The following is a 22,026-nucleotide window of genomic DNA, read 5'->3' as shown; positions in this document are numbered from 1 at the left end:
CCCACCCGGCCGCGCTTCCCACCGGCCGGAAGTCACGGTGGGCTCAGTGCGCGGCCGCTGCGCGGAGTTCAGCGGCGCGGGCGGGGCCGAGGTAGCGCGTGATCGCGGCGCGGACGAGGTAGATCAGCGGAACCAGCGCGACGGCCGCGAGCATCTTGTAGGCGTAGTTGACGCTGCTCACCGCCAGGAAGAGCGACCACGGCCACTTCTGCGGCCCGAGCACGAACGCGATGTAGAGCACGACGAAGCTGTCGACCAGCTGCGACACGGCTGTCGATCCCGTCGCGCGCAGCCACACCCAGCGCTCGCCGGTGGCGCGCCGGATGCGGTGGAAGACCGCGACGTCGATGAGCTGGCCGAGCACGAAGGCCACCAGCGAGCCGGCGATGGTCCACAGCCCCTGGCCGAACACGGCGGCGAAGGCGGCCTGGTAGTCCTCGACGCCCTGTGGCCGGGCAGCTTCCACCCACCAGCCGGCGGGCGCCAGTGCGATGGCCGCGAAGGCGAACAGGAAGCCGTAGACGATCAGGCCCGCGGCGAGCATCGAGACCATGCGCACGCCGCGCCGCCCGTAGAACTCGTTGACGATGTCCGTCATCAGGAACACGACCGGCCACAGCAGCGTGCCGGCGGTGAAGCTCAGCGATCCGGTCTGCCCGAACAGGTGCCATTCCAGCGGCGCCAGGCCGAGCGTGTCCTCGAGCGCGAAGATCTTCACGCCGATGAACTCGGCGAGCACCGTGTTCACGCAGAACAGCGCGGCCAGCGCGACGAACAGGCGGACGGCGCGGTCGCCCAGCGGACCGCCTGGCGTCACGCCGCGGGCTCCTCGCGCGGTGGCGAGAACGGGATGCTTTCCGGCGATACCGCGCCGCCGGAGATGATGAAGCTCATCGCCTGGTCGACGGACCAGTCGGTGGGCGTGATCTTCTCGACGGGCACGATCTCGAGGTAACCGGACGTCGGGTTCGGCGTGGTCGGAACGTAGACCGCGGCCAGCTCGCGGCCGGTGCCCTGTTCCTTCAGCACGCGCGTCACGAAGCCGATCGACTTCATCTCGGTATGCGGGAAGTCCACCAGCACCACGCGCTGGGTGCCGTCAGGTTTCGTCTGCAGGATGTCCAGCAGCTGCCGCGCGCTGCCGTAGATGATGTTGGCGAAGGGAATCTTCTGGATCAGCGCCTCGAACCAGCGCAGCAGGCGCTGGCCGAAGACGCGGCGCGCCATGATGCCCGACAGCAGGATCACCGCCAGCGTGGCCAGCAGGGCGAGCGCGTTCTGCACCCATGCATCGGCCAGCCAGGCGAATGCCGCGTCGGTGGCCGCCAGCCGCTGCAGCCCGGGCCCGATGAAGGGCCGGCTGATGTCAGACAGCAGCACGAAGACGAACTTGACGACGACCCAGGTCAGCCAGATCGGCAGCAGGGTGAGCAGGCCCGTGAGGAAGAGCCGCTGCAGGGTGGGTTTGCGCATGCGGCGATTCTACGCGCGGCGATGCGGGCCTCAGCGCTCGCGCACCAGGCGGAAGCCCACGTCGTCGTAGCCGCGGCCGGCGGGCAGCGGGCGACGCGCGGCCTGACCGCGCCACGAGGTGCCTGCGACCTGGCGTTGCTGGCAGTTCACCGGCCCGCAGTCGCGCAGCCACAGCGCGACGCCGCGCGAGGGCAGTTGCGGCGCGACCGTGGCCGATTCGGCGGCCGTCGGCAGCCGGTAGCGGCCGCCCTCGCGCGCGCCGAGCCAGTGCGCATAGGCCTCGGCATCCTGCGCCGACACGCAGACGACGGGGTCGGCCGCCGATTGCGCGAACCCCGGGTTGCGCCAGTCGCGCGGGGCGAACACGCGCAGGACGGAGGCGCGCTCGCGGCAGATGGAGGCCTTGCGGCCGGTGGCTTCGACGAAGCGCTCGTACTCGGCACGGCTCACCGGCCGCGCCGCGACGCGCGCGCCCGGAACGGCGGCCTCGCCACCCGTGTCCTCGACCACGGTCGCGATGCGCCGCTCGAGCCGGGTGGCATCGGCGCGGGGCAGGCCGAAGTCGCGCGCCAGGGCGATCGCGCGCCTGGCCGCATCGCGGCGCCCCTTCTTCGCCTCGTCCTCGGCCCGGTCGACCGCTGCCTTGCGGGCGCCCTCGCGCAGCGCCTTCTGCGCCGGGGAATCGACCTGCGCGGTGGCGCGCGCCAGCTCGTCGGCGCGGCGGAACAGGGCGCGCGCGCGCGCGTCTTCCCCGGCGCGCACGTCGGCGGCGATGCGCTCGCCCATCGCGCGCGCCAGCGTGTCCAGCGCCTCGGGCACGCCGGGCGCGGCCGGATCGGCGTGCCAGGCGGCGAGCACGGAGGTCGCCGCGTTGTCGCCTTCCGGCAGCGTGAGTTCGCCGCGCTCGATCTGCGCACGCGCCTTCTCGAGTGCGAGCGCGGCGGCGTCCTGCGTGGGCGGCGCCGTGACGGCCTGCTCGACCGGGGCCGGCGCGGGCTCGGGCAGCGCGGGTGGCGGCGGTGCGGACGCACGGAAAAACCCGTCGCCAAGATTGCGGGGCCAGAGCACGAAGCCCAGCACCACGCCCGCGACCACCGCCGCCGCGGCCAGGCCGCGACGCCCGTTGCGCGAGGCCGCCAGCGCACGCGCCCTGCCCAGGGCCGGCTGCCAGGGGGCGGGGCGCACGGCCAGCATGGCCTGACGCATCTCGGCCGCATTCTGGAAGCGCTGGTCGGCATGCTTGGCCAGCGCGCGGTTCATGAAGCGCTGCCAGTGGCGCAGGTGCGCCGGCAGCTTCGGGATCGGGTCGCGCGCGTGCATCAGCGCCATCGACAGCGCGTCCTGCGCCTCGTAGGGCAGCCGGCCGGCGAGCATTTCCCACAGCACCACGCCGAGGCTGTAGAGGTCGGCGCGGCCGTCCACCTCCTCGCCGCGCGCCTGCTCGGGGGCCATGTAGGCGGTGCTGCCGACCGCCAGCCCGGCGGCGGTCACGCGCGGGCCGAAACCGCGCCGCAGGGCGATGCCGAAGTCCGCCAGCAGCGGCCGGCCGGCATCGTCGAAGAGCACGTTCTCGGGCTTGACGTCGCGGTGGACCACGCCGCGGGAATGCGCGTACTCCAGCGCCGACAGCAGCGCGGTGGCCATCTCGACCGCGCCCTTCTCGTCGTTCGTGAAGTCGCGTCCGCCCAGGTGCCCGCGCGCCAGGTGCGGCATGGAGTAGTACGGCAGCCCGTCGCGCGTGCGGCCCAACTCGTGGATGCGCACGATGTGCGGATGCTCCAGGCGCGCGATCGTGCGGACCTCGTTCTCGAAGCGGCGCCGGCTGATCTCGTCGCCCAGTACCTGCGGCGCCATGACCTTCAACGCCACCTCGCGCCCGAGCGCGAGCTGCCTGGCCAGGTACACGGTGGACATGCCGCCGCGACCGACCTCGCGGATCAGCTGGTAGCCGTCCACCCGGGGCAGCGGCGGTGCGTCGTTCGGGTCGGTGGGCTCGCTCATGCGCGGTCGAGCATACGCCGAGCGGCAGAACGCGCGAAGCCGGGGAAGCGTGACCGGGGTCAGCGCCCGGGCTTGCGGCGCACGTAGATCTGCTTGCGCACCACCGCGACCGTTTCGCCGCCGGCGTCGTACACCGGCGTCTCGAACCAGTGCAGCACCTTGTCGCCGCCGAGGGTGGCCTCGCGCAGCATGGCGACGGTGGGCTCGTCGAGATCGAAGCGCGCATGCACCACGCCGCGCCCGGGCTTGCGGAAGTCGATCGTGGCCGAGCGGTCCCAGACGTAGTAGTCCGGCCCGAGGCTGCGCATGACCAGCAGCATCCAGAACGGATCGGTCATCGCGAACAGGCTGCCACCGAAGTGGGTCCCGACGGCATTGCGGTTCCAGGGGCGCAGGCGCAGCTCCACGCGTGCGTGGCGCCAGTCATCGGTGAGATCGGTGACGTGCACGCCGGTGGCGAGGAAGGGCGGCCACAGGTTCAGGCCGTGGCGGAACGTGGTGGCGCTGAGCTTCAACGGCATGGTCGGGCAAGGATGATGGCCGCCCGTGTGGGGGGCGGCAGGCGCGCGGGGGTTCGGGCACGGGCTGCGACGCGTCGCGGCCGGCGCATCGCGCGCCGGAGGGTCGCAACCACGCCGGTGCGCGAGGCGACGCCCGCCGCATGGGCGCGCGCAGGCTTCGATGCGGGCCGGAGGCGGGCGTGCCTCCGCCCATGGCGGGTCAGAACAGCAGCGAGGACATCCGGCGCCGGTAGCGGCCGACGAGGTCTTCGTCCTCGATGACGCGGAACGCGTCGATCAGCGTGCGTCGCGCCAGGGCGTCCTCCCAGGCACGGTCGCGGCGCAGCAGGTCCAGCAGATGTTCGAGCCCGTCCTCGTGCCGGCCCTGCAGCAGCCGCTGCACGCCCAGCAGGTGGCGTGCGCGCAGGTCGCCGGGGTCCGCGGCCAGCGCGGCTTCCAGCACCTCGGTCGGGGGGGCGTCCTTGGCCGCGGCCACCAGGCGCAGGTGCGCACGCGCCCGCTCGGCACGATCGTCCGTGGCCAGGTTGGCGGGCAGCTGGTCGAGGATCTGTTCGACTTCGGCGGTCCCGCCCACGCGCAGCAGGGCGAGCGCCAGGTCCAGGCGCAGGGCATCGTCATCGGGCTTGGCCGCCACCTCGCCACGCAGGCGCACGACTTCCGCATGCGGATCGGCGGCCGCGGCCCGCGTGCCCGCGGCAGCCTCGACCGCGGCGGCCGGCTCGATGCCGTGCGCGCGCAGGAATTCGCGGAGCTGGCCCTCCGGCAGTGCGCCGGGGAAGCCGTCGACCAGCTGGCCGTCCTTCACCAGGAACACCGTGGGCACCGAGCGCACCTGGAACGCGGCGGCCAGCTGCTGTTCGCGGTCGACGTCCACCTTGGCGAGCAGGAACGCGCCGTTGTACTCGGCGGCGAGCTTTTCCAGCATCGGCCCGAGCGTGCGGCAGGGCCCGCACCAGGTGGCCCAGAAGTCGACCAGTACCGGGACATCGAGCGAGCGCTGCAGGACGTCGGTCTGGAAGCGGTCGGCGGTGGCGTCGAAGACGTGGGGCGTGGCGTCGGCGGTCATGGCGGCTCCTGTTCGTCGACTGCAGATGGGGATGCGGCGGCGTTCGCGCAAGGCCGGCACGCTAGCATGCAGGGATGCATGGACTCGTACGCCACGCCGCGGTCGTCGCGGCGACCGCCTTCGCCGTCGCGCTGGCCGCTTTCGGCACGCGCTTCGACGCCTACTCGCAGATCGCGCACCCGCCGGCGCTGCTGGGCGCCAGCGAGGTTCCACGCGCCGGCGCGTTCAACCTGTTCGCGTTCCTGCTGCCCGGCCTGCTCGCCACGCTGCCGGCACTCGCCCTGCGCGCGCGGCTGGGCGCGGCGGGCTGGGCGACGCGCGTCGGAGCGCAGGCATTGCTGCTGTCGGCCCTGGCCTTCGGCGCGCAGGGCCTGCTGCCGCTGGATTCGCTGGACCTCGATGCCACGGCCAGCCGCCTGCACGCGGCCGCCTGGACGGCCTGGTGGATCGCATTCGGCGTGGCCGCCGCGCTCCTGGCGTGGGGCGGTGGTTGGGGCCGCGGCGGCCCCGTGGGGGGAAGGCGCATCGCGGCCTGCGCGCTGGCGTCGCTGGCCTTCGCACTGCTCGCCCCGGCCGTGATGCCGGTGGGCATCGCCCAGCGACTGGCCTTCGGCTTCTGGTTCCTGGGCCTGTGGTTCGCCGGGCGGCCTCAGCCGTAGCGCAGCTTCATGGCGAGGATGGTCGAGGACAGCACGAGCGTGACGATGTTCGACAGGATCATCGGCCAGGAACCCAGCGCGATGCCGTAGGCGAGCCAGCAGGCGACGCCCACGGTGAACACCGAGTACATCCCGAGCGAGATGCCGCGCGTGTCGCGGGTCCGTATGGTCATGACGGCCTGCGGAATGAAACTCAGGGTGGTGAGCGTGGCGCCCACGTAGCCGAGCAGTTCGCCCGTGCTCATTGCGTGTTCTCCATGACGGCGGGGCCGCGACACGAAACGGAACCTTCCATGATGCCGGATCCCGCGCCATCCGGGGCGAGGGCAGGCACGCGCGCCCGCGCGACGGCGACCCGCGCACCCCGGCTCAAGGTTGGCGGTAGACCACGCCGTCCTTCATGACGAAGTCGACCTTGAGCGTCGCGCCGATGTCCTGCAGCGGGTCGCCCGGCACGGCCACGATGTCGGCCCGCTTGCCCGGTTCGATCACGCCCTGGTCGTCGACGCCCAGCACCTGTGCCGCGAAGTAGGTCGCCGACTGCAGGGCGTAGGCCGGCGGGATGCCGGCGTCGACCATGTAGCCGAACTCGCGCGCGTTGTCGCCGTGCGGCCCCACGCCCATGTCGGTACCGAACGCGATCCGCACGCCGTTGCGGTAGGCGCGCCCGGCCGTCTGCTGGATCAGCGCACCGATGCGCTCGGCCTTCGGGCGCACCACGGGCGGGAAATAGCCTTCCTGCTTCGCCTTCTCCGCCACGAAGCGCCCGGCGTAGATGGTCGGCACGTACCACGTGCCCTTGCGCTTCATCAGCGCCATGACCTCGTCGTCCATGTAGGTGCCGTGCTCGATGCTCGTAACGCCGGCCTCCACCGCCCGGCGCATGCCTTCGGCGCCGTGCGCGTGGGCCGCGACACGGTAGCCGTAGTCGCGCGCGGTATCGACGATCGCCTTCGCTTCCTCGACGGTGAACTGGGGCGCATCGCCCGAGCGCGCGTACGAGAGAACGCCACCGGTGGCGGTGATCTTGATGAGGTCGCTGCCTTCCTTGTAGCGCTGGCGCACGGCCTGGCGGGCGTCCTCGACGGAATTGACCACGCCCTCGGTCGGGCCGGGCGGGCCGACCAGGTGCGAGAGCGCGCTGTTGTAGCCGTTGGTGGGGTCGGCATGGCCACCGGTGGTCGCGATGGACTTGCCGGCCGCCCATATGCGCGGGCCGGGCACCAGGCCCTGGTTGATCGCATCGCGCAGGTGCGGTGCGACGGTGCCGCCCAGGTCGCGCACGCTGGTGAACCCGGCCATCAGCGTGCGGCGCGCGTACTCGACCGAGCGGAAGGCGAAGTCGACGGGGTCCAGCCGGAAGTCCTCCTCGTAGCTTTCCGGGCTGGATTGCTCGGCGATGTGCACGTGCAGGTCGGTCCAGCCCGGCGTGCAGGTATGGCCGGCGAGGTCCACCGTGCGGGTACCGGGCACGTCCACGCGCCCTGCGCGGACTTCGGTCACCTTGCCCTCGCGCGTCACCACCGTATGGGCGCCCAGCATGCGCCCGTTGCGCGCGTCGAACAGGCGCTCGCAGTGCAGGGCCAGCGGTTCGGGCGCGGCCGCATGCGCCCAGGGGATGGCGCCGAGGGCGAGTACGAGGCCGAGCGGGGCGGTGGCGGGACGACGCATGGCGGCTCCTGTCGAAGCGTCCGATTGAAGCACAGGCCGCCGCTGCCCCGGATCGTACGAACGGGAAGTGTGACCCCGGGCGCGCCGGCGCCTGCCGGCCGACGGCGGCCGTGCGCATGGCGGTGAATGGTGCGCTGCGGTAGGCTCAGCGGTCTTCCCCTGCGTTGCCTGAAGCCGTGTCCACGCCCGCCGAAACCGTCGACCCCCGCGCCTACGATCCCCGCTCCGTCGAGGCCGCCGCCCAGGGCTACTGGAACCGCACGCGGGCCTTCGAGGTCGACGAGTCCTCGGCCAAGCCCAAGTACTACTGCCTGTCGATGCTGCCGTACCCGTCGGGCGCGCTGCACATGGGCCACGTGCGCAACTACACCATCGGCGACGTCATCAGCCGCTACAAGCGCATGACCGGCCACAACGTCCTGCAGCCCATGGGCTGGGACGCCTTCGGCCTGCCGGCCGAGAACGCCGCGATCAAGAACCGCACCGCGCCGGCGAAGTGGACGTACGCCAACATCGAGCACATGAAGGCCCAGCTGCAGCAGATGGGCTATGCGATCGACTGGTCGCGCGAGTTCGCGACCTGCCAGCCTTCGTACTACGTGCACGAGCAGCGCATGTTCGTGCGCCTGATGAAGAAGGGCCTGGCGTACCGGAAGAACTCGGTGGTGAACTGGGACCCGGTGGACCAGACCGTGCTCGCCAACGAGCAGGTGGTGGACGGCCGCGGCTGGCGCACCGGCGCGCTGGTGGAGAAGCGCGAGATCCCGCAGTGGTTCCTGCGCATCACCGACTACGCGCAGGAACTGCTCGACGGCCTGGACACGCTTCCGGGCTGGCCCGAGGCGGTCAAGACCATGCAGCGCAACTGGATCGGGCGCAGCGAAGGGCTGGAGATCCGCTTCGACGTGCGCGACGCCCGGGGCGAGGCGACGCAGCCACTGACGGTCTTCACGACGCGCCCGGACACGCTGATGGGCGTGACCTTCGTGTCGATCGCCGCCGAGCATCCGCTCGCGCTGCAGGCCGCCGCCGCGAACCCCGCGCTGGCCGATTTCATCGCCGGGCTGCGGCAGGGCGGGGTGTCCGAAGCCGAGCTCGAGACCCAGGAAAAGCGCGGCATGGACACCGGCCTGCGCGCCGTGCACCCGCTCAGCGGCGAGGAACTGCCGGTGTTCGTGGCCAATTTCGTGCTGATGAACTACGGCACCGGCGCGGTCATGGGCGTGCCCGGCCACGACGAGCGCGACTGGACCTTCGCGAGGAAGTACGACCTGCCGATCCGCATGGTCGTGGTGCCGGCGGAAATCCGCGACGCGATCATCGAGGCCGCGCAGCACCTGAGCCACCAGGACGACCCGATGAGCGCGGCGCTGGGCGAGCACGCGCGCATCGACCCCTACGAGACGCGTGCCGCCGTGGAGGTGGTGGACGAGTTCGAGCGCAAGGTATTCGACGAGGGCGCCTGGACGGAAAAGGGCTGGATCGTCAATTCCGACGAACTCGACGGCATGGAATACGCCGAGGCCTTCGAGTACCTGGCGTCGAAGCTCGAGGCCGAGGGTCGTGGGCGCCGACGCGTGAACTTCCGCCTGCGCGACTGGGGCGTGAGCCGCCAGCGCTACTGGGGCTGCCCGATCCCGGTGATCCTCTGCCCGCGCTGCGGCGACGTGCCGGTGCCCGAGGAGCAGCTGCCCGTGCTGCTGCCCGAGGACGTGGAGTTCTCCGGCGTCGCCTCGCCGATCAAGGCCGACCCCGAGTGGCGCAGGACCACCTGCCCGCAGTGCGGCGGCGCGGCCGAGCGCGAGACCGACACCTTCGACACCTTCATGGAGTCCAGCTGGTACTACGCCCGCTACTGCTCGCCCGGCGCGGCGGAGCAGGTCGACGAGCGCGCCAGGTACTGGCTGCCCGTCGACCAGTACATCGGCGGCATCGAGCACGCGATCCTGCACCTGCTGTATTTCCGCTTCTACCACCGCCTGCTGCGCGATGCGGGGCTGGTGGACGGCGACGAACCGGCGACCAACCTGCTCACCCAGGGCATGGTCATCGCCGAGACCTTCTACCGTGAGCAGGACAACGGCGCGAAGGACTGGATCAACCCGGCCCTTGTTGAGATCGACCGCGACGAGCGCGGCAAGATCGTGGGCGCGCACAGCAGGGTCGATGGCGGGCGCGTGCAGATCGGCGGCATCGAGAAGATGTCGAAGTCCAAGAACAACGGCGTCGATCCCCAGATCATGGTGGGTAAGTTCGGCGCCGACACCGTGCGCCTGTTCTCCATGTTCGCCGCGCCGCCGGAGCAGTCCCTGGAGTGGAACGAGGCGGGCGTGGAGGGCATGGCGCGTTTCCTGCGCCGCTTCTGGCGCGAGGTCACCACGCATGTCGCGCAGCCGGACCATCCGGACGTCGCTGCGATCCTCCGGTCCGGCGCGGTCCTGACTCCCGCGCAGAAGGCCCTGCGGCGCCAGCTGCACGAGACGATCCAGAAGGTGGGCGACGACTACGGCCGCCGCCATTCCTTCAACACGGCGATCGCCGCGCTGATGGAGCTGCTCAACGCGGTGTCGAAGTTCGACGACATGAGCGACGCCGGCCGCGCCGTGCGCCACGAGGCGCTGGAGGCGATGGTGCTGCTGCTCAACCCGGTCACGCCGCATGTCTGCCATGCGCTCTGGCAGGCGCTCGGACATCCCGAGACGCTGCTGGAGGACGTGCCCTTCCCGCAGGCCGACCCGGCCGCGCTGGTGCGCGATGCGGTCACGCTGGCGGTGCAGGTGAACGGCAAGCTGCGCGGCACCATCGAGGCCGCGGTCGACGCCACGCGCGAGGCCATCGAGGCCCAGGCGCTGGCCGAGCCTGCGGTGGCGAAGTTCCTCGAGGGCCAGGCGGTGCGCAAGGTGATCGTCGTGCCCGGCAAGATCGTCAACATCGTGGCGGGCTGAGGGCGCGCGTGCTCACATCCCCGCTATTGCCGCCACCTGCCGCCTCGGCCAGACTCCCCGCATGATCCGACGCCTGCTGCCCGCCGTCCTCCTCGTGGCCCTCTCGGGCTGCGGCTTCCACCTGCGCGAGCGCATCACGGTGCCGACCCAGTTCGGGGCCGTGCGCGTGGTGTCCGTGGACCGCTACAGCCCGCTCGCCGAATCGCTCGCACAGTCGCTCGAGCGCGGCGGCGCGAACGTGGCGCGCGACGGCAGCGAAGGCGCGGTGCTCGACATCCTCGCCGAGCAGTGGGGTGATACCCCGATCAGCGTGGACCAGCTCGGCCGCTCGCAGGAGTTCAGCCTGCGCTACGCGGTCATCTTCGAGCTGCGGCGCGCCGACGGCACGGTGGTGGTGCCACGCCAGACCATCGAGCTCGCGCGCGACTACGTGTCCAACCCCGTCAGTTCCATCGGCACCGAAGGCGAGCGCGAGATCCTGGCGCGCGAGCTGCGGCGCGAGATGGCCGCATCCGTGCTGCGCCGCATCGACGCGGTGTTCAAGGCGGGCGTGGCGACGGGGTCTGGTTCCCAGCCGGCCGCCGCGGCCCCGGGCAGCACCGGCGGCTGAAGGCCGCCCGATGGACCTCGCGCCCGACCAGCTTGCGGCCCAGCTCGAGACCGGGCCGCTGCAGCCTGCCTACCTGATCGCCGGGGCGGAACCGCTGCTGGTGCTGGAAGCCGCGGACGCCGTGCGCGCGGCGGCGCGGCGCGCGGGCATCACCGAGCGCGAGGTCTTCGAAGCCGGCGCCGGCCAGCGCGAGCCGGACTGGGACGGCCTGGTCGCGACTTTCAACGCGCCCGGCCTGTTCGCCGCGCGCCGCCTCGTCGAGGTGCGCCTGCCCAGCGGGAAGCCCGGCAAGGAGGGCGGGGCGGCGATCGTCGATTTCTGCGCGAATCCGTCTCCCGACGTCGTGCTGCTGGTGACCGCCGAAGACTGGAGCCGCCAGCACGGCGGCGCCTGGAGCGAGGCGATCGGGCGGGTCGGACGCGTCGCCATCGCCTGGCCGGTCAAGCCGCATGAACTGCCGGGCTGGATCGACCGCCGCCTGCGCGCCCGCGGGTTCTCGCCGGACCGCGACGCCATCGCCTTCCTCGCCGAGCGCGTGGAGGGCAACCTGCTCGCCGCGGCACAGGAGATCGACAAGCTCGCCCTGCTGCTGCGCGACGTGCCAACGGCGGCACCCGCCAGGGGGCCGGGCGCGCGCGGTGGCCGGCCGCTCGATGCGGCCACGTTGCAGTCGCTGGTCGCCGATGCCTCGCGCTACGACGTCTTCCGCCTGATCGACGCGGCGATGAACGGCCAGCCGGCGATGGTCCTGCGCGTGACCGCCGGGCTGCGCGCCGAAGGCGAGGCCGTCCCCGCGCTGCTGGGCATGATCGTCATGGAACTGCAGCGCGGTGCGGCACTTTCGCGCGTGCAGGCGCGGGGCGGGAACCTCGTGGCCGCGTTCAAGGCGCAGCGCGTCTGGGACGCCAAGCAGCCCATGTACCGGCGTGCACTGCAGCGCCACCTGCCGGAGTCCTGGGACGCCATGCTCGTGCAGGCCGGCCTGGTCGACCGCATCGCGAAGGGCCGCGCGCCGGGCGACGCCTGGCTCGCGCTCGAGCGCCTGATGCTGGGCCTGGCCGATCGCGACGCGCTGCGGATGCTCGCCGCCGGCTGATGGCCTGGGTCGGCTACGGCGGCACGTTCGATCCCGTGCACCTGGGGCACGTGGCGGTGGCCTGCGCGGTGCGCGATGCACTGGACGCGGTCGTCCACCTCGTTCCTGCCGCCGATCCGCCGCACAAATCGGCCACGCACGCCGATGCAGGCCACCGCCGCCGGATGCTGGAGCTGGCGATCGCCGGCGAGCGCCGCCTGCGGGTGGACCCGCGCGAGCTGGACCGGCATGGGCCGTCATACAGCATCGACACGCTCGCGCAGGTGCGGCGCGAACTCGGCGCCACCGTGCCGCTGGTCTGGGTGATCGGCGCCGATTCGCTGGGCCAGCTGCATCGCTGGCACCGCTGGCAGGCGCTGTTCGACGTCGCGCACGTGCTGGCGGTCGGGCGGCCGGGGCATGCGCTGGACGCGGGTGCGCCGGCCGAACGGGAGGCCGTCGACTTCCTGCGCTCGCGCCTGTGCACGCGCGAAGCGTTGCACCGGGCACCGGCCGGCGGACTCGCGCTGCTGCCGATGGAGCCGCCGCGCGGGGAATCGTCCACCGCGATCCGAGCCCTCATCGCCGCCGGCGGGCCGTGGGAGTCCTACGTGCCACCGGCCGTTGCGGGCTACATCCGCCGTCACCGGCTGTATGCAGCGGGCGACGCAGCCTAGCCCCCTATACTGGCGTCCTTTCCCCGGCCACCGGAGCCCGCCCCCCTTGAGCACGCAAGCCCACGTCATCAAGACCCGCCTTCCCAGCCCGCCTCCGTCGCTGGAGACCCTGCTGGGCACCGTGCGCGACGCGGTCGAGGAGCTGAAGGCGCGCGACGTCGTGGAGATCGACGTGCGGGGCAAGAGCAGCGTCACCGACTACATGGTGATCGCATCCGGCACCTCCACTCGGCACGTGAAGTCCATCGCCGACGAAGTGGTCAAGTTCGCGAAGCAGAAGCTCGACGTGATGCCGCTGGGCGTGGAGGGCGAGCGCGAGGCCGAGTGGGTGCTCGTGGACCTGGGCGACGTGGTCGTGCACGTGATGCTGCCGCGCGTGCGGGAGTTCTACGCGCTCGAACGCCTGTGGACCGTGGGCGACGAGCCGCCGCGCGAGCAGGTCGACGAGCTGGCCAGCGGCACGCTGGGCGAGGACGACGACGGCTACGGCGAGGACGAGGAGCCGTTGAGCTTCGAGGACGACGCCGACGAGTTCGACGTGGAGCGCCGTCCGCGTCCCTCGCTCTGAACGTGCCGCGGTCGCCGGCGCGATGAAGGCGCGGCTTGTCGCCGTCGGCGAGCGGGCACCGTCGTGGGTGGCCGAGGGTTTCGCCGAATACCGCAAGCGCCTGTCGCACTGGCTGCCGCTCGACCTGGTCGAGGTCGAGCCCGGGCTGCGCGGCAAGGGACGCGACGCGGCGCGTGCCATGACGGACGAAGGCCAGCGCGTCATCGCGGCGCTGCCCCGCAACGCCTGGGTCGTGACGCTCGATGGGCGCGGGCGGGCGTGGAGCTCCGAGCAGCTCGCCCAGCGCCTGGAGCACTGGCGCGGGCAGGGGCGGGACCTCGCGTTCCTGATCGGCGGGCCCGAGGGCCACGGCGCCGAGGTGATGGCGCGCGCCGACGAGAGCTGGTCGCTGGGCCCGCTCACGCTGCCGCACATGCTGGTGCGACTGGTCGTGGCCGAACAGCTCTACCGGGCCGCGGCCCTGCTGGCGAATCATCCCTATCACCGCGTCTGACGACCGGCGCGGGCGCGCAGGCGCCGGCATTGGTCGTCGAAAGCCTGGATGCGCCGGAGCCGACGTCCATGGCTTCCGCTTGCGCGGGAATGGCGGGCCTTTCGATGGATGTGTCGCGTGCAGGCGTGGGCGTACTGCCCGCACCGGAAACGACGTCACGTCCGATCCCACCCACGGGCTTCGACGTGCAAACCCCGGCGGACAGGCCCGGGCGCGGCCGGCGCGCCCGGGCATCGGCTCAGTCCAGCTTGAACTCCACCGGCACCACGCCGATCGCCTGCACCGCGATGCCATTGCGCATCGCGGGATGGAAGCGCCATTTCGACAGCACCTGCCGGCGTGCCGCGGCATCGAGCGCGCGGTGCCCGCTGCTGCGTTGCACGCTCACCTCGAGCGGCCGGCCGTCGACGTCCACCAGCACGCGCAGCATCACGGTGCCCGTGATTCCCTCGACCAGCGCCTCGCGCGGGTAGGCCGGCGGCGGTGCGCTGGCGTACTGGAGATGGGCGCCCTGCAGGGGGCCGCCGGTATCGGCGGGTGGCTGCGGATCGGCCGGGATCTCGATGACGTGCTCATCGCCCGGGGGAACGACCAGGTCACCGGGCTGCGGCATGTCCGTGGTCTCGCTGGGCGGCTGCGTGACGGCTTGCCGGACCGGGCGTGGCTCGGCCTGCTCGCGGGGAGGCTGCCGCGTCACCGGCACCTCGACCGGCTCGGGCGGGGGCACGGGCCTGGGCCGCACCGGCACGAAGTCGATGAGTTCGGTTTGCTCCCTTTCGAGCACCGGCGGCGCGGCGATCGGCACCATCAACAGCATGAGTAGCGCGGCATTGAGCGCGATGGCGCCTGCGCCTGCCGTGATGCGGCCGGGGTCGAGTTGGAGATGTCGGGCTGCTGCGATCGTGGTCATCACCGGCTCCGTCTGGGGTGTGCCGGTACGAACGCATGGCGCTGCGCAGTGGGGTTGAGCGGGTCAGCCCGATGGGTGCCGCGTGTTGCCGTCACGAAAAAACGCCCGCGCTGGGCGGGCGTTCTTCGTCGGAGGCCGGGCCGGATCCTCAGGCCGTGTCGGATGCCGGGTCCGGGCTGGCACCCGGCGGACGCTCCAGTCCGCCGGCCTCGGGATTGGGCAGGTTGCCGAAGTCGGCGCCACGCGAATCGGGCGAATGGCGCGGCACGTCCACCGGGCCGCGCGGGTTGGCATCGTCGTAACCGGGATTGCGGCCCGGGCGCGGATCCACCTGCGGATGCGTGCCGGGCTCGGGACGGGGCTCGTGCGTGTTCATCGCTTACCTGCCGAGTTCGAAGACGACGTTGAGCGTAAGCCCCAGCACGTTCTCGCCGGGCGAAATCGGCGTCGACGCGTCCGCCGCCATGGCCTTGGCCTCCATGCGCACCAGCGGGCGCGGCATGTCCATGCCCGTCTCGTCGATGCTCACGATGCGCCGCACGCGCAAGCCGAGCGACTGCGCATACATCTGCGCGCGCTGCTGCGCCTTCTTCAGCGCGTCGCGGCGTGCCTCGTCGAAGGCCTCGTCCTTGCGGTCCACGTCGAACGACGGGCCATTGATCTGGTTCGCGCCGGTGGCGACGAGCGCGTCGAGGATGCGGCCGAGCCTGTCGATGTCGCGCACGACCACGTTGACCGTGTTCATGGCCTGGTAGCCGGTGATGGCCGGGGGCTGGTTCTCGGCATAGCGGTACTGCGGATTGAGGTTGACGCCCGCGGTCTGCACGTCGCGCTCGGCGATGCCGGCGGCCCGCAGGGCGGCGACCACCTTCGCCATCTGCTCGGCGTTCTGGCGCAGGGCGGCGTTCGCGTCGGCGGCCTGGGTGACCACGCCGGCGGAGATCGTGGCGATGTCCGGGACGCGGCGGGCCTCGGCGCTGGCGGCGACGGTGAGCAGCGTGCCGTCGGCGGGCACCTGCACCGTCGTGGCCGGCGTCTGGGCGGAGGCGGTCATCGCCGCGCCTCCCGCCAGTGCGAGGGCGAGCGCGAGGACGAAGGGGCGGAGGCGGGCAGGGCGGGGCGCATGCATGGGGGTCATCGGGAGCTCCTGGTGGCGCGAGGGTTGGCCGCTGCAGGTGAACGGCCGGTGAGGCGGCGCGGGGTTGGCCGGGGCGCCGAAGCGTTCAGTGGACGGTTGGCCGCGTGCCGCGGGTTATTCTTCGATCGATGCTCTATCTCGCCTCGAAATCCCCGCGCCGGCGCGAACTGCTGGCCCGCCTCGGCCTGTCTCCCGGCCTCGTCGACCTCGATCTTCCCGAAGTCCGCCAGCCGGGCGAGCCGGCGCTGGACTACGTGCGCCGCGTCGCGCGCGAGAAGGCCGGTGCCGGGCTGCTGAAGGTGGTGTCCACGCCCGGTGCTCTGGTGCTGGCCGCCGATACGGAGGTGGTGCTGGACGACGAGGTGTTCGGCAAGCCGCGCGACGCCGACGACGCGCGCGCGATGCTGGCGCGGCTGTCCGGCCGCACGCACCAGGTCGTCAGCGTGGTCTGGGTGATGGACGCCAGCCGCGAGGCACAGGCGATCAGCACCACCGACGTCAGCTTCGCGGCGCTGACGCCGGCGCAGCTGGACGGCTACGTGGCCAGCCGCGAATGGGAGGGCAAGGCCGGCGCGTACGCGATCCAGGGCCTGGCCGAGGCCTTCGTGACGCGCATCGAGGGCAGCTACTCCGGCGTGATGGGCCTGCCGGTGCACGAGACCGCCGCATTGCTCGCCGACTTCGGGCTGGACGTGTTCGCGGGGCGCGGCGCATGAGCGAGGAGATCCTGATCAACGTGACCCCGCGCGAGACGCGGGTGGCCGTGGTCGAGAACGGGATGTTGCAGGAGCTGCACATCGAGCGCGGCTGGAACCGCGGCGTGGTGGGCAACATCTACAAGGGCAAGGTTCAACGCGTGATGCCGGGAATGCAGGCCGCGTTCATCGACATCGGGCTCGACCGCGCCGCGTTCCTGCACGCTGCCGACATCGTCCGGCCCGCGCCGGTGGCCGAGGGGCCCGGCGGCGAGGAGGCACCGCTGCCGCCACAGCCCACGCGGCCGATCGGCGAGCTGCTGCGCGACGGCCAGGACATCGTCGTGCAGGTGGTCAAGGACCCGATCGGCAGCAAGGGCGCGCGGCTCACGACGCAGCTTTCGATTCCCTCGCGCTACCTGGTGCTGTTGCCGCGCACCCGCGTGGTCGGCGTGTCGGCGCGCATCGAGGACGAGGCCGAGCGCGCCCGCCTGAAGGCGATCGTCGGCGCGCAGTCGCCCGGCGGCGCGCAGCACGGCTACATCGTGCGCACCAATGCCGAGGGCCAGCCCGAGGAGGCGCTGGCGGAGGACGTGGCCTACCTCAACCGCGTGTGGGCGCTGATCGAGGAACGGTCGAAGTCGGCGAACGTCGGCGAGCGCGTGTACGAGGACCTGTCGCTGCCGATGCGTGCGGTGCGCGATCTGCTGCGCCGCGACGTCGAGAAGGTGAAGGTGGACTCGCGCGAGACCTGCGACCGCCTCAAGGCCTTCGCCGCGCAGTACATGCCGGGCCTGAACGAGAAGATCGAGCACTACACCGGGGCGCGGCCGATCTTCGACCTCTACGGCGTCGAGGACGAGATCCAGCGCGCCCTGGAGAAGCAGGTACCGCTCAAGTCCGGCGGCTACCTGGTCATCGACCAGACCGAGGCGATGACGACGATCGACGTGAACACCGGTTCATTCCTCGGTCAGCGCAATCTCGAGGAAACCGTCTATCGCACCAATCTCGAGGCCGCCCAGTCGGTCGCCCGTCAGCTTCGGCTCCGCAATCTAGGCGGGATCATCATCATCGACTTCATCGACATGACGGACGCCGAGCACAAGCGGCAGGTGCTCCGCCAGCTCGAGAAGGCGCTCGCCCGCGACCACGCCAAGACGACCGTGTACGACTTCTCCCCGCTGGGTCTTGTCGAGATGACCCGCAAGCGCACCACCGAGAGCCTGCAGCGGCAGCTGTCCGAGCCCTGCCACGAGTGCGGCGGCCGCGGGTCGCTGAAGACGCCGGAGACGGTGACCTACGAGATTTTCCGCGACATCGTCCGCCAGGTCCGGCAGTTCGAGGCGCAGCGGCTGCTGGTGATCGCCTCGCCGAAGGTGGTGGCCCGCATCACCGACGAGGAGTCGGCCGCGGTGGCCGAGCTCGAGGAATTCCTGGGCAAGTCCATCCGCTTCCAGGCGGACGAGCAGTACTCGCAGGAGCAGTTCGATGTCGTGCTGCTTTGAGCCCTGATCCGTGACGGGTGATTCCGTGATTCGTAGGAGCGACAGCGACGAGCGATACGGCCGGCCAGGCAGCGTGCGGGGGAAGGTCCCCTCGCGTGCATTGCTGCTTTTCCCAGTCACGAACGGCCAATCGCGAAGCACGTGCTCCTGAGACACGCCAGGCGCGCGCACGTCGGCGTCGGCTATCTGGCCGCGGCGGCGGTGATCGCGGTCGCGCTGCTGCTGGGCATCGTCAGCCAGGCGATGTCCTGGGCGGCGCGCAATCCCGCGCGCGCGGATGCCTGGCTGGAGCACCGGGTCGGACGGCCGGTCTCGTTCGCCGCCATGCACACCCGCTGGACGCGGCGCGGGCCGCTGGTGGAACTCCAGGACCTCAGGATCGGCGACGGTGCCGATGCCTTCCGCGTGGGTGACGCCCAGCTGCTCGCCTCCATCTATTCCGGCGTGCTGCCGGGCCGCTCGTTCTCCGAGCTGCGCCTGCGTGGGCTGGACATGACGCTGGTGCGTGGCGATGACGGCACCTGGAAGGTGCGTGGCCTGCCCGGGCAGGACCGCCCCGATGGCGACGCGTTCGCCGCGCTGGAGCGACTGGGCGAGCTGCACGTCATCGGCGGCCGGCTCGGCGTGGACGCGCCTGCCTATGGCCTGCAGGCCAGCATTCCGCGCGTGGACCTGCGCCTGCGGGTCGACGGCGACCGCGTGCGCGCCGGCCTGCGCGCCTGGCCCTCGGCGGATGGGCAGCCGGTCGACGGCGCGCTCGACTTCGACCGGCGCACCGGCGACGGCCGCGTGTATGCGGGTACCCGGCAGGTGGCGCTTTCGCGCTGGGCCAGCCTGCTGCAGGGTGCCGGCGCCCGCGTGGCGGGCGGGCAGGGCAGCCTCCGCGCATGGGCGCAGCTGCGCGGGCATCGCGTGGTGGGTGCGACCGCCGAGGGCGACCTGCGCGGCCTCGCGGTGCTCGGCGCGCCGCTGGATGGCGACGTGCCGGCGCTGAAGTTCGAGCGCGTCGACCTGCTCGCCCACTGGCGGCAGGACGGCGCGCGGTGGCAGGCGCGCATGCCGCGCCTGCGCCTGGTGCAGGCCGGCGCGCAGCAGACGCTGGACGGCCTGGCGATCGACGGCGGCCGTCGCTTCGCGCTCGCGGCCGAGCGCGTGGACGTCGCGCCGCTGCTCCAGGCACTGGCGCTCACCGACCGCATCGCCCCCGGGGCGCGGCGCTGGATCCGTGCCGCGGCGCCGGTCGGCATGGTCGAAAGCCTGCGCGTGGACGGCACGCGCGTCGACGCACGCGTCGCGGCGGTCGGCTTCGCGCGCGTAGGCGGGTCGCCGGGGCTGCGCGGCATCGCCGGCCGCGTTTCCGGTGACGCCGACGGGCTGGCCATCGACTTCGACCCCTCGTCGCTGGTGGGCCTGAGCTGGCCGCGTGCCTTCGGGCCGGACCACGTGGTGCGCCTGACCGGCAGCGCCGGGGCGTGGCGCGATGGCCCGGGCTGGAGCGTGGGCACGCGCGCGCTGCGCATCGACGGCGAAGGCTACGGTGCCGACCTGCGCGGCGGCCTGCGCTGGCAGGGTGACGGCACGCGCCCGTGGATCGACCTTGCCGCGGCCGTCCGCCCGGCGCAGGTTCCGGTCGCCAAGCGCTTCTGGGTGCGCCACCTGATGCCGCCGACGGTGGTGAAGTGGCTCGACGACGCACTGGTGGGCGGCACGGTGCGCAACGGTCGTGCGGTGGTGACGGGCGACCTCGACCACTGGCCGTTCACGCATGGCGAGGGCCGCTTCGAGGCGCGGGCCGAGATCGCCGGGGCCACCCTGCGCTTCCAGCCCGACTGGCCCGCGGCCGAAGCCGTGGATGCGCAGGTGGCCTTCATCGGCAACGGTTTCTCCATCGACGGCCGTGGACGCGTCGGCGGCGTGGCGCTGACGTCGCTGCGCGCCGGCATCGACGACTACGGCAAGGGCAGCCTCACCGTCGATGCCAGCGCGCGCACCGACGCGCGCGAACTGCTGGAAGTGCTGCGGCGCAGCCCGCTGCAGCGCCAGCAGCCGGAAACCTTCGCCGCGCTGGGCGCCACCGGCCCGGCGCGCGTGGACTTCGGCCTCGTGATGCCGCTGGGTCGCGGGCTGCCGGCGGAGATCGGCGGCGTGGTCGACCTCGAAGGCGCGCGGCTCTCGGACTCGCGCTGGAACCTGCGCTTCGACGGCGTGCGCGGGCGGGCGCGCTACGACCGCGACGGATTCACCGCGGCCGATCTCGCGGTGCGGCACGAGGGCCAGCCCGGACGGCTGGCGCTGCGCGCGGGGCCCGGGCACGTGCGTGATGCCGCCAATGCCTTCGAGGGCGCCGTGGACGCGAGCTTCGACATCGACGAGCTGCTCGCCCGCGCGCCCGAGATGGGCTGGCTCGCGCCGCACGTGGAGGGCCGCTCCACCTGGAGCGTCGGCGTGGTGGTGCCCCGCGCGGCCAATGCGGCCACGCCCGCCGCGCGCCTGCAGCTGCGCTCGTCGCTCGCGGGCACGGCGCTCGATCTTCCCGCTCCGCTGCGCAAGCCGGCATCGCAGCCCTTGCCGGCCTTCGTCGACACGCCGCTTCCGCTCGGCAGCGGCGAGATCTCCGTCGCGCTGGGCCAGCTCGTGGCGGTGCGTGCCCGCAGCGCGCAGGGGCGGACGGGCGTGCGCATCCAGCTGGGCAGTGCGCGCGTGGACGAGCCGCCGCCGCAGGACGGGCTGGTGGCCACGGGACGCGCGGCTCAGCTCGACGCGCTCGATTGGATCGCCTTCGCCCAGGGCGGCAGCGGCTCGGGCTCGGGCGGCCTGCGGCTCCAACGCGTGGACGTATCGACCGGGCGCCTGGCGATGCTGGGCGGCCAGTTCGGCGAGGCCCGGCTGCAGGTGCAGCCGGCCGCGGGCGGTGCGACGTCGATCCGCGTGGACGGCGCCGCACTCGCGGGAACACTGTCCATCCCGGCAGGCGATGGCGGCATCAGCGGGCGCTTCGCGCGCGTGCACTGGAAGCCCGCGCCGACGCAGGCGGCGACGGCCTCCGCCACGCGCACGGGTACGGGTCCGGTGCCGGCATCACGCGGCACGGGCCGCGCGTCGGGCGCCGACGACGCCTCGATGAGCCCGTCGGCCATCCCGGCGCTCGCCCTCGACGTCGACGACCTGCGGCTGGGCGATGCGCGCCTGGGCACGGCGCGGCTGCGTACGCGCCCGACGGCCTCCGGCCTGCGGCTGGAGCAGTTCACGGCACGCGGGCGCGGCCAGCAGCTGGACGCGACGGGCGAATGGACGGGACGTGGTGCGGCGGCGCGCACCCGGGTGGAGGCCAGCGTGGCCAGCGACGATTTCGGCACGCTGCTCGCGGGTTTCGGCTTTGCCGGTCGCGTCGGCGGTGGCAAGGGCAGTGCGCGGCTGCAGGCGGCCTGGGCGGGCAGCCCGGCCGAACTGCGCATCGACGCGCTGGAAGGTGCGTTGTCGCTGGACGCGCGCGATGGCCGGCTGCTGGAAGTCGAGCCCGGTGCCGGCCGCGTGCTGGGGCTGTTGAGCGTGGCCGAGCTGCCGCGCCGCCTCACGCTGGACTTCCGCGATTTCTTCTCCAAAGGCTTCGCCTTCAACCGGCTGCGAGGCAACGTGCGCTTCGGTGAAGGCGAAGCGCGCAGCGACGACCTGTCCATTCGCGGGCCGGCGGCCGACATCGACATCCGCGGCGCCGCCGACCTGCGCCGCCAGACCTTCGACCAGACCGTCGAGGTGCGCCCGAAGTCCGGCAACCTCCTGACCGCGGTGGGCGCCCTGGCGGGCGGCCCGGTCGGCGCCGCCATCGGCGCGGCCGCCAACGCCGTGCTCAAGAAGCCGCTGGGGCAGGTGGGCGCGCGCACCTACCGGGTCACCGGCCCTTGGGCCGAGCCCCGCGTCGAGGTCATGAGCCGTGAGCAGAGCCGTACCGCCACGGCCCTGCGTCCGGCCGGTTGAAGGCCGTCACGGCAGCTCGCCTATAGTCGCCCGGCGCGTTC

At 72.5% G+C, this 22,026-nt stretch carries 19 protein-coding genes and 1 pseudogene; 10 read left to right on the top strand and 10 right to left on the bottom strand.

Going from position 1 to position 22,026, the window contains the following annotated elements:
• Positions 1-43 precede the first annotated feature (43 nt).
• From EYQ95_RS12795 to trxA, 5 genes are all read right to left on the bottom strand, one after another.
• Entirely contained in the window at positions 44-817 is a 774-nt protein-coding gene (locus EYQ95_RS12795) for a queuosine precursor transporter (protein ID WP_165924721.1), read from the bottom strand.
• A complete protein-coding gene (locus tag EYQ95_RS12790; protein WP_132327602.1) occupies positions 814-1,473 on the bottom strand; it encodes a DUF502 domain-containing protein in 660 nt (219 codons plus the stop codon). The genes EYQ95_RS12795 and EYQ95_RS12790 overlap by 4 nt, the downstream gene beginning before the upstream one ends.
• Before the next feature lie 30 nt (positions 1,474-1,503).
• Positions 1,504-3,474 carry a bifunctional serine/threonine-protein kinase/formylglycine-generating enzyme family protein gene (locus EYQ95_RS12785; protein ID WP_132327601.1) on the bottom strand — a complete coding sequence of 657 codons (1,971 nt, stop codon included), beginning with the start codon at positions 3,472-3,474 and terminating at the stop codon, positions 1,504-1,506.
• A 59-nt stretch (positions 3,475-3,533) separates the two neighbouring features.
• A complete protein-coding gene (locus EYQ95_RS12780; protein ID WP_243699912.1) occupies positions 3,534-3,989 on the bottom strand; it encodes a DUF4442 domain-containing protein in 456 nt (151 codons plus the stop codon).
• A gap of 205 nt (positions 3,990-4,194) precedes the next feature.
• Positions 4,195-5,061: a thioredoxin gene (gene trxA, locus EYQ95_RS12775; RefSeq protein ID WP_132327599.1), complete on the bottom strand. Its 867-nt coding sequence runs from the start codon at positions 5,059-5,061 to the stop codon at positions 4,195-4,197.
• A gap of 74 nt (positions 5,062-5,135) precedes the next feature.
• Here trxA and EYQ95_RS12770 point away from each other — a divergent pair, with 74 nt between their 5' ends.
• On the top strand, positions 5,136-5,720 hold the full coding sequence (locus EYQ95_RS12770) for a DUF998 domain-containing protein (RefSeq protein ID WP_132327598.1): 585 nt from the start codon (positions 5,136-5,138) through the stop codon (positions 5,718-5,720).
• On the opposite strand, the gene EYQ95_RS12765 is transcribed toward EYQ95_RS12770, so the two are convergent.
• Together EYQ95_RS12765 and EYQ95_RS12760 are read right to left on the bottom strand one after the other, a co-directional pair.
• On the bottom strand, positions 5,711-5,965 hold the full coding sequence (locus EYQ95_RS12765; RefSeq protein WP_132327597.1) for a SemiSWEET transporter: 255 nt from the start codon (positions 5,963-5,965) through the stop codon (positions 5,711-5,713). The genes EYQ95_RS12770 and EYQ95_RS12765 overlap by 10 nt on opposite strands.
• Positions 5,966-6,089: 124 nt before the next feature.
• Positions 6,090-7,391: an amidohydrolase family protein gene (locus EYQ95_RS12760; protein ID WP_132327596.1), complete on the bottom strand. Its 1,302-nt coding sequence runs from the start codon at positions 7,389-7,391 to the stop codon at positions 6,090-6,092.
• Between the two features lie 176 nt (positions 7,392-7,567).
• Here EYQ95_RS12760 and leuS point away from each other — a divergent pair, with 176 nt between their 5' ends.
• From leuS to rlmH, 6 genes and pseudogenes are all read left to right on the top strand, one after another.
• Positions 7,568-10,336 (top strand): leucine--tRNA ligase, encoded by a 2,769-nt coding sequence (gene leuS / locus EYQ95_RS12755; protein WP_132327595.1) that lies wholly within the window; start codon positions 7,568-7,570, stop codon positions 10,334-10,336.
• 61 nt (positions 10,337-10,397) lie between these two features.
• Complete coding sequence (gene lptE, locus EYQ95_RS12750; RefSeq protein ID WP_132327594.1) at positions 10,398-10,946, top strand: LPS assembly lipoprotein LptE; 549 nt, start codon at positions 10,398-10,400, stop codon at positions 10,944-10,946.
• A gap of 10 nt (positions 10,947-10,956) precedes the next feature.
• Positions 10,957-12,042, top strand: coding sequence for a DNA polymerase III subunit delta (holA, locus tag EYQ95_RS12745; RefSeq protein ID WP_132327593.1), 1,086 nt, complete (start codon positions 10,957-10,959; stop codon positions 12,040-12,042).
• The gene (gene nadD / locus EYQ95_RS12740; protein WP_132327592.1) at positions 12,042-12,698 is read left to right on the top strand and encodes a nicotinate-nucleotide adenylyltransferase; all 657 of its coding nucleotides are present in this window, start codon (positions 12,042-12,044) and stop codon (positions 12,696-12,698) included. The genes holA and nadD overlap by 1 nt, the downstream gene beginning before the upstream one ends.
• A 46-nt stretch (positions 12,699-12,744) precedes the next feature.
• Positions 12,745-13,143 (top strand): annotated as a pseudogene (gene rsfS, locus EYQ95_RS12735) (ribosome silencing factor); the annotation flags it as partial.
• A gap of 145 nt (positions 13,144-13,288) precedes the next feature.
• Positions 13,289-13,759 carry a 23S rRNA (pseudouridine(1915)-N(3))-methyltransferase RlmH gene (gene rlmH / locus EYQ95_RS12730; protein WP_132327590.1) on the top strand — a complete coding sequence of 157 codons (471 nt, stop codon included), beginning with the start codon at positions 13,289-13,291 and terminating at the stop codon, positions 13,757-13,759.
• A gap of 238 nt (positions 13,760-13,997) precedes the next feature.
• Here rlmH and EYQ95_RS12725 read toward each other — a convergent pair whose 3' ends face one another.
• The 3 genes from EYQ95_RS12725 to EYQ95_RS12715 all read right to left on the bottom strand — a co-directional run bounded on the left by EYQ95_RS12725 (position 13,998) and on the right by EYQ95_RS12715 (position 15,798).
• Positions 13,998-14,669 (bottom strand): energy transducer TonB, encoded by a 672-nt coding sequence (locus EYQ95_RS12725; protein ID WP_132327589.1) that lies wholly within the window; start codon positions 14,667-14,669, stop codon positions 13,998-14,000.
• Between the two features lie 148 nt (positions 14,670-14,817).
• A complete protein-coding gene (locus tag EYQ95_RS12720; RefSeq protein WP_132327588.1) occupies positions 14,818-15,045 on the bottom strand; it encodes a hypothetical protein in 228 nt (75 codons plus the stop codon).
• A gap of 3 nt (positions 15,046-15,048) precedes the next feature.
• On the bottom strand, positions 15,049-15,798 hold the full coding sequence (locus EYQ95_RS12715; RefSeq protein WP_132327664.1) for an SIMPL domain-containing protein: 750 nt from the start codon (positions 15,796-15,798) through the stop codon (positions 15,049-15,051).
• 137 nt (positions 15,799-15,935) lie between these two features.
• Between EYQ95_RS12715 and EYQ95_RS12710 the strand changes: the two genes are divergently transcribed.
• The 3 genes from EYQ95_RS12710 (at position 15,936) to EYQ95_RS12700 (ending at position 21,985) form a co-directional block, all read left to right on the top strand.
• Entirely contained in the window at positions 15,936-16,523 is a 588-nt protein-coding gene (locus tag EYQ95_RS12710; RefSeq protein ID WP_132327587.1) for a nucleoside triphosphate pyrophosphatase, read from the top strand.
• Entirely contained in the window at positions 16,520-18,010 is a 1,491-nt protein-coding gene (rng, locus tag EYQ95_RS12705; protein ID WP_132327586.1) for a ribonuclease G, read from the top strand. Before EYQ95_RS12710 ends, rng begins: the two co-directional genes overlap by 4 nt.
• A 141-nt stretch (positions 18,011-18,151) precedes the next feature.
• Positions 18,152-21,985 carry a YhdP family protein gene (locus EYQ95_RS12700; RefSeq protein WP_165924720.1) on the top strand — a complete coding sequence of 1,278 codons (3,834 nt, stop codon included), beginning with the start codon at positions 18,152-18,154 and terminating at the stop codon, positions 21,983-21,985.
• The last annotated feature ends 41 nt before the right edge of the window (positions 21,986-22,026 follow it).

The organism is Lysobacter sp. N42, from assembly GCF_004344885.1.
The sequence above is the reverse complement of the archived record's forward strand: the minus strand, read 5'-3'. Positions and strand labels throughout refer to the sequence as shown.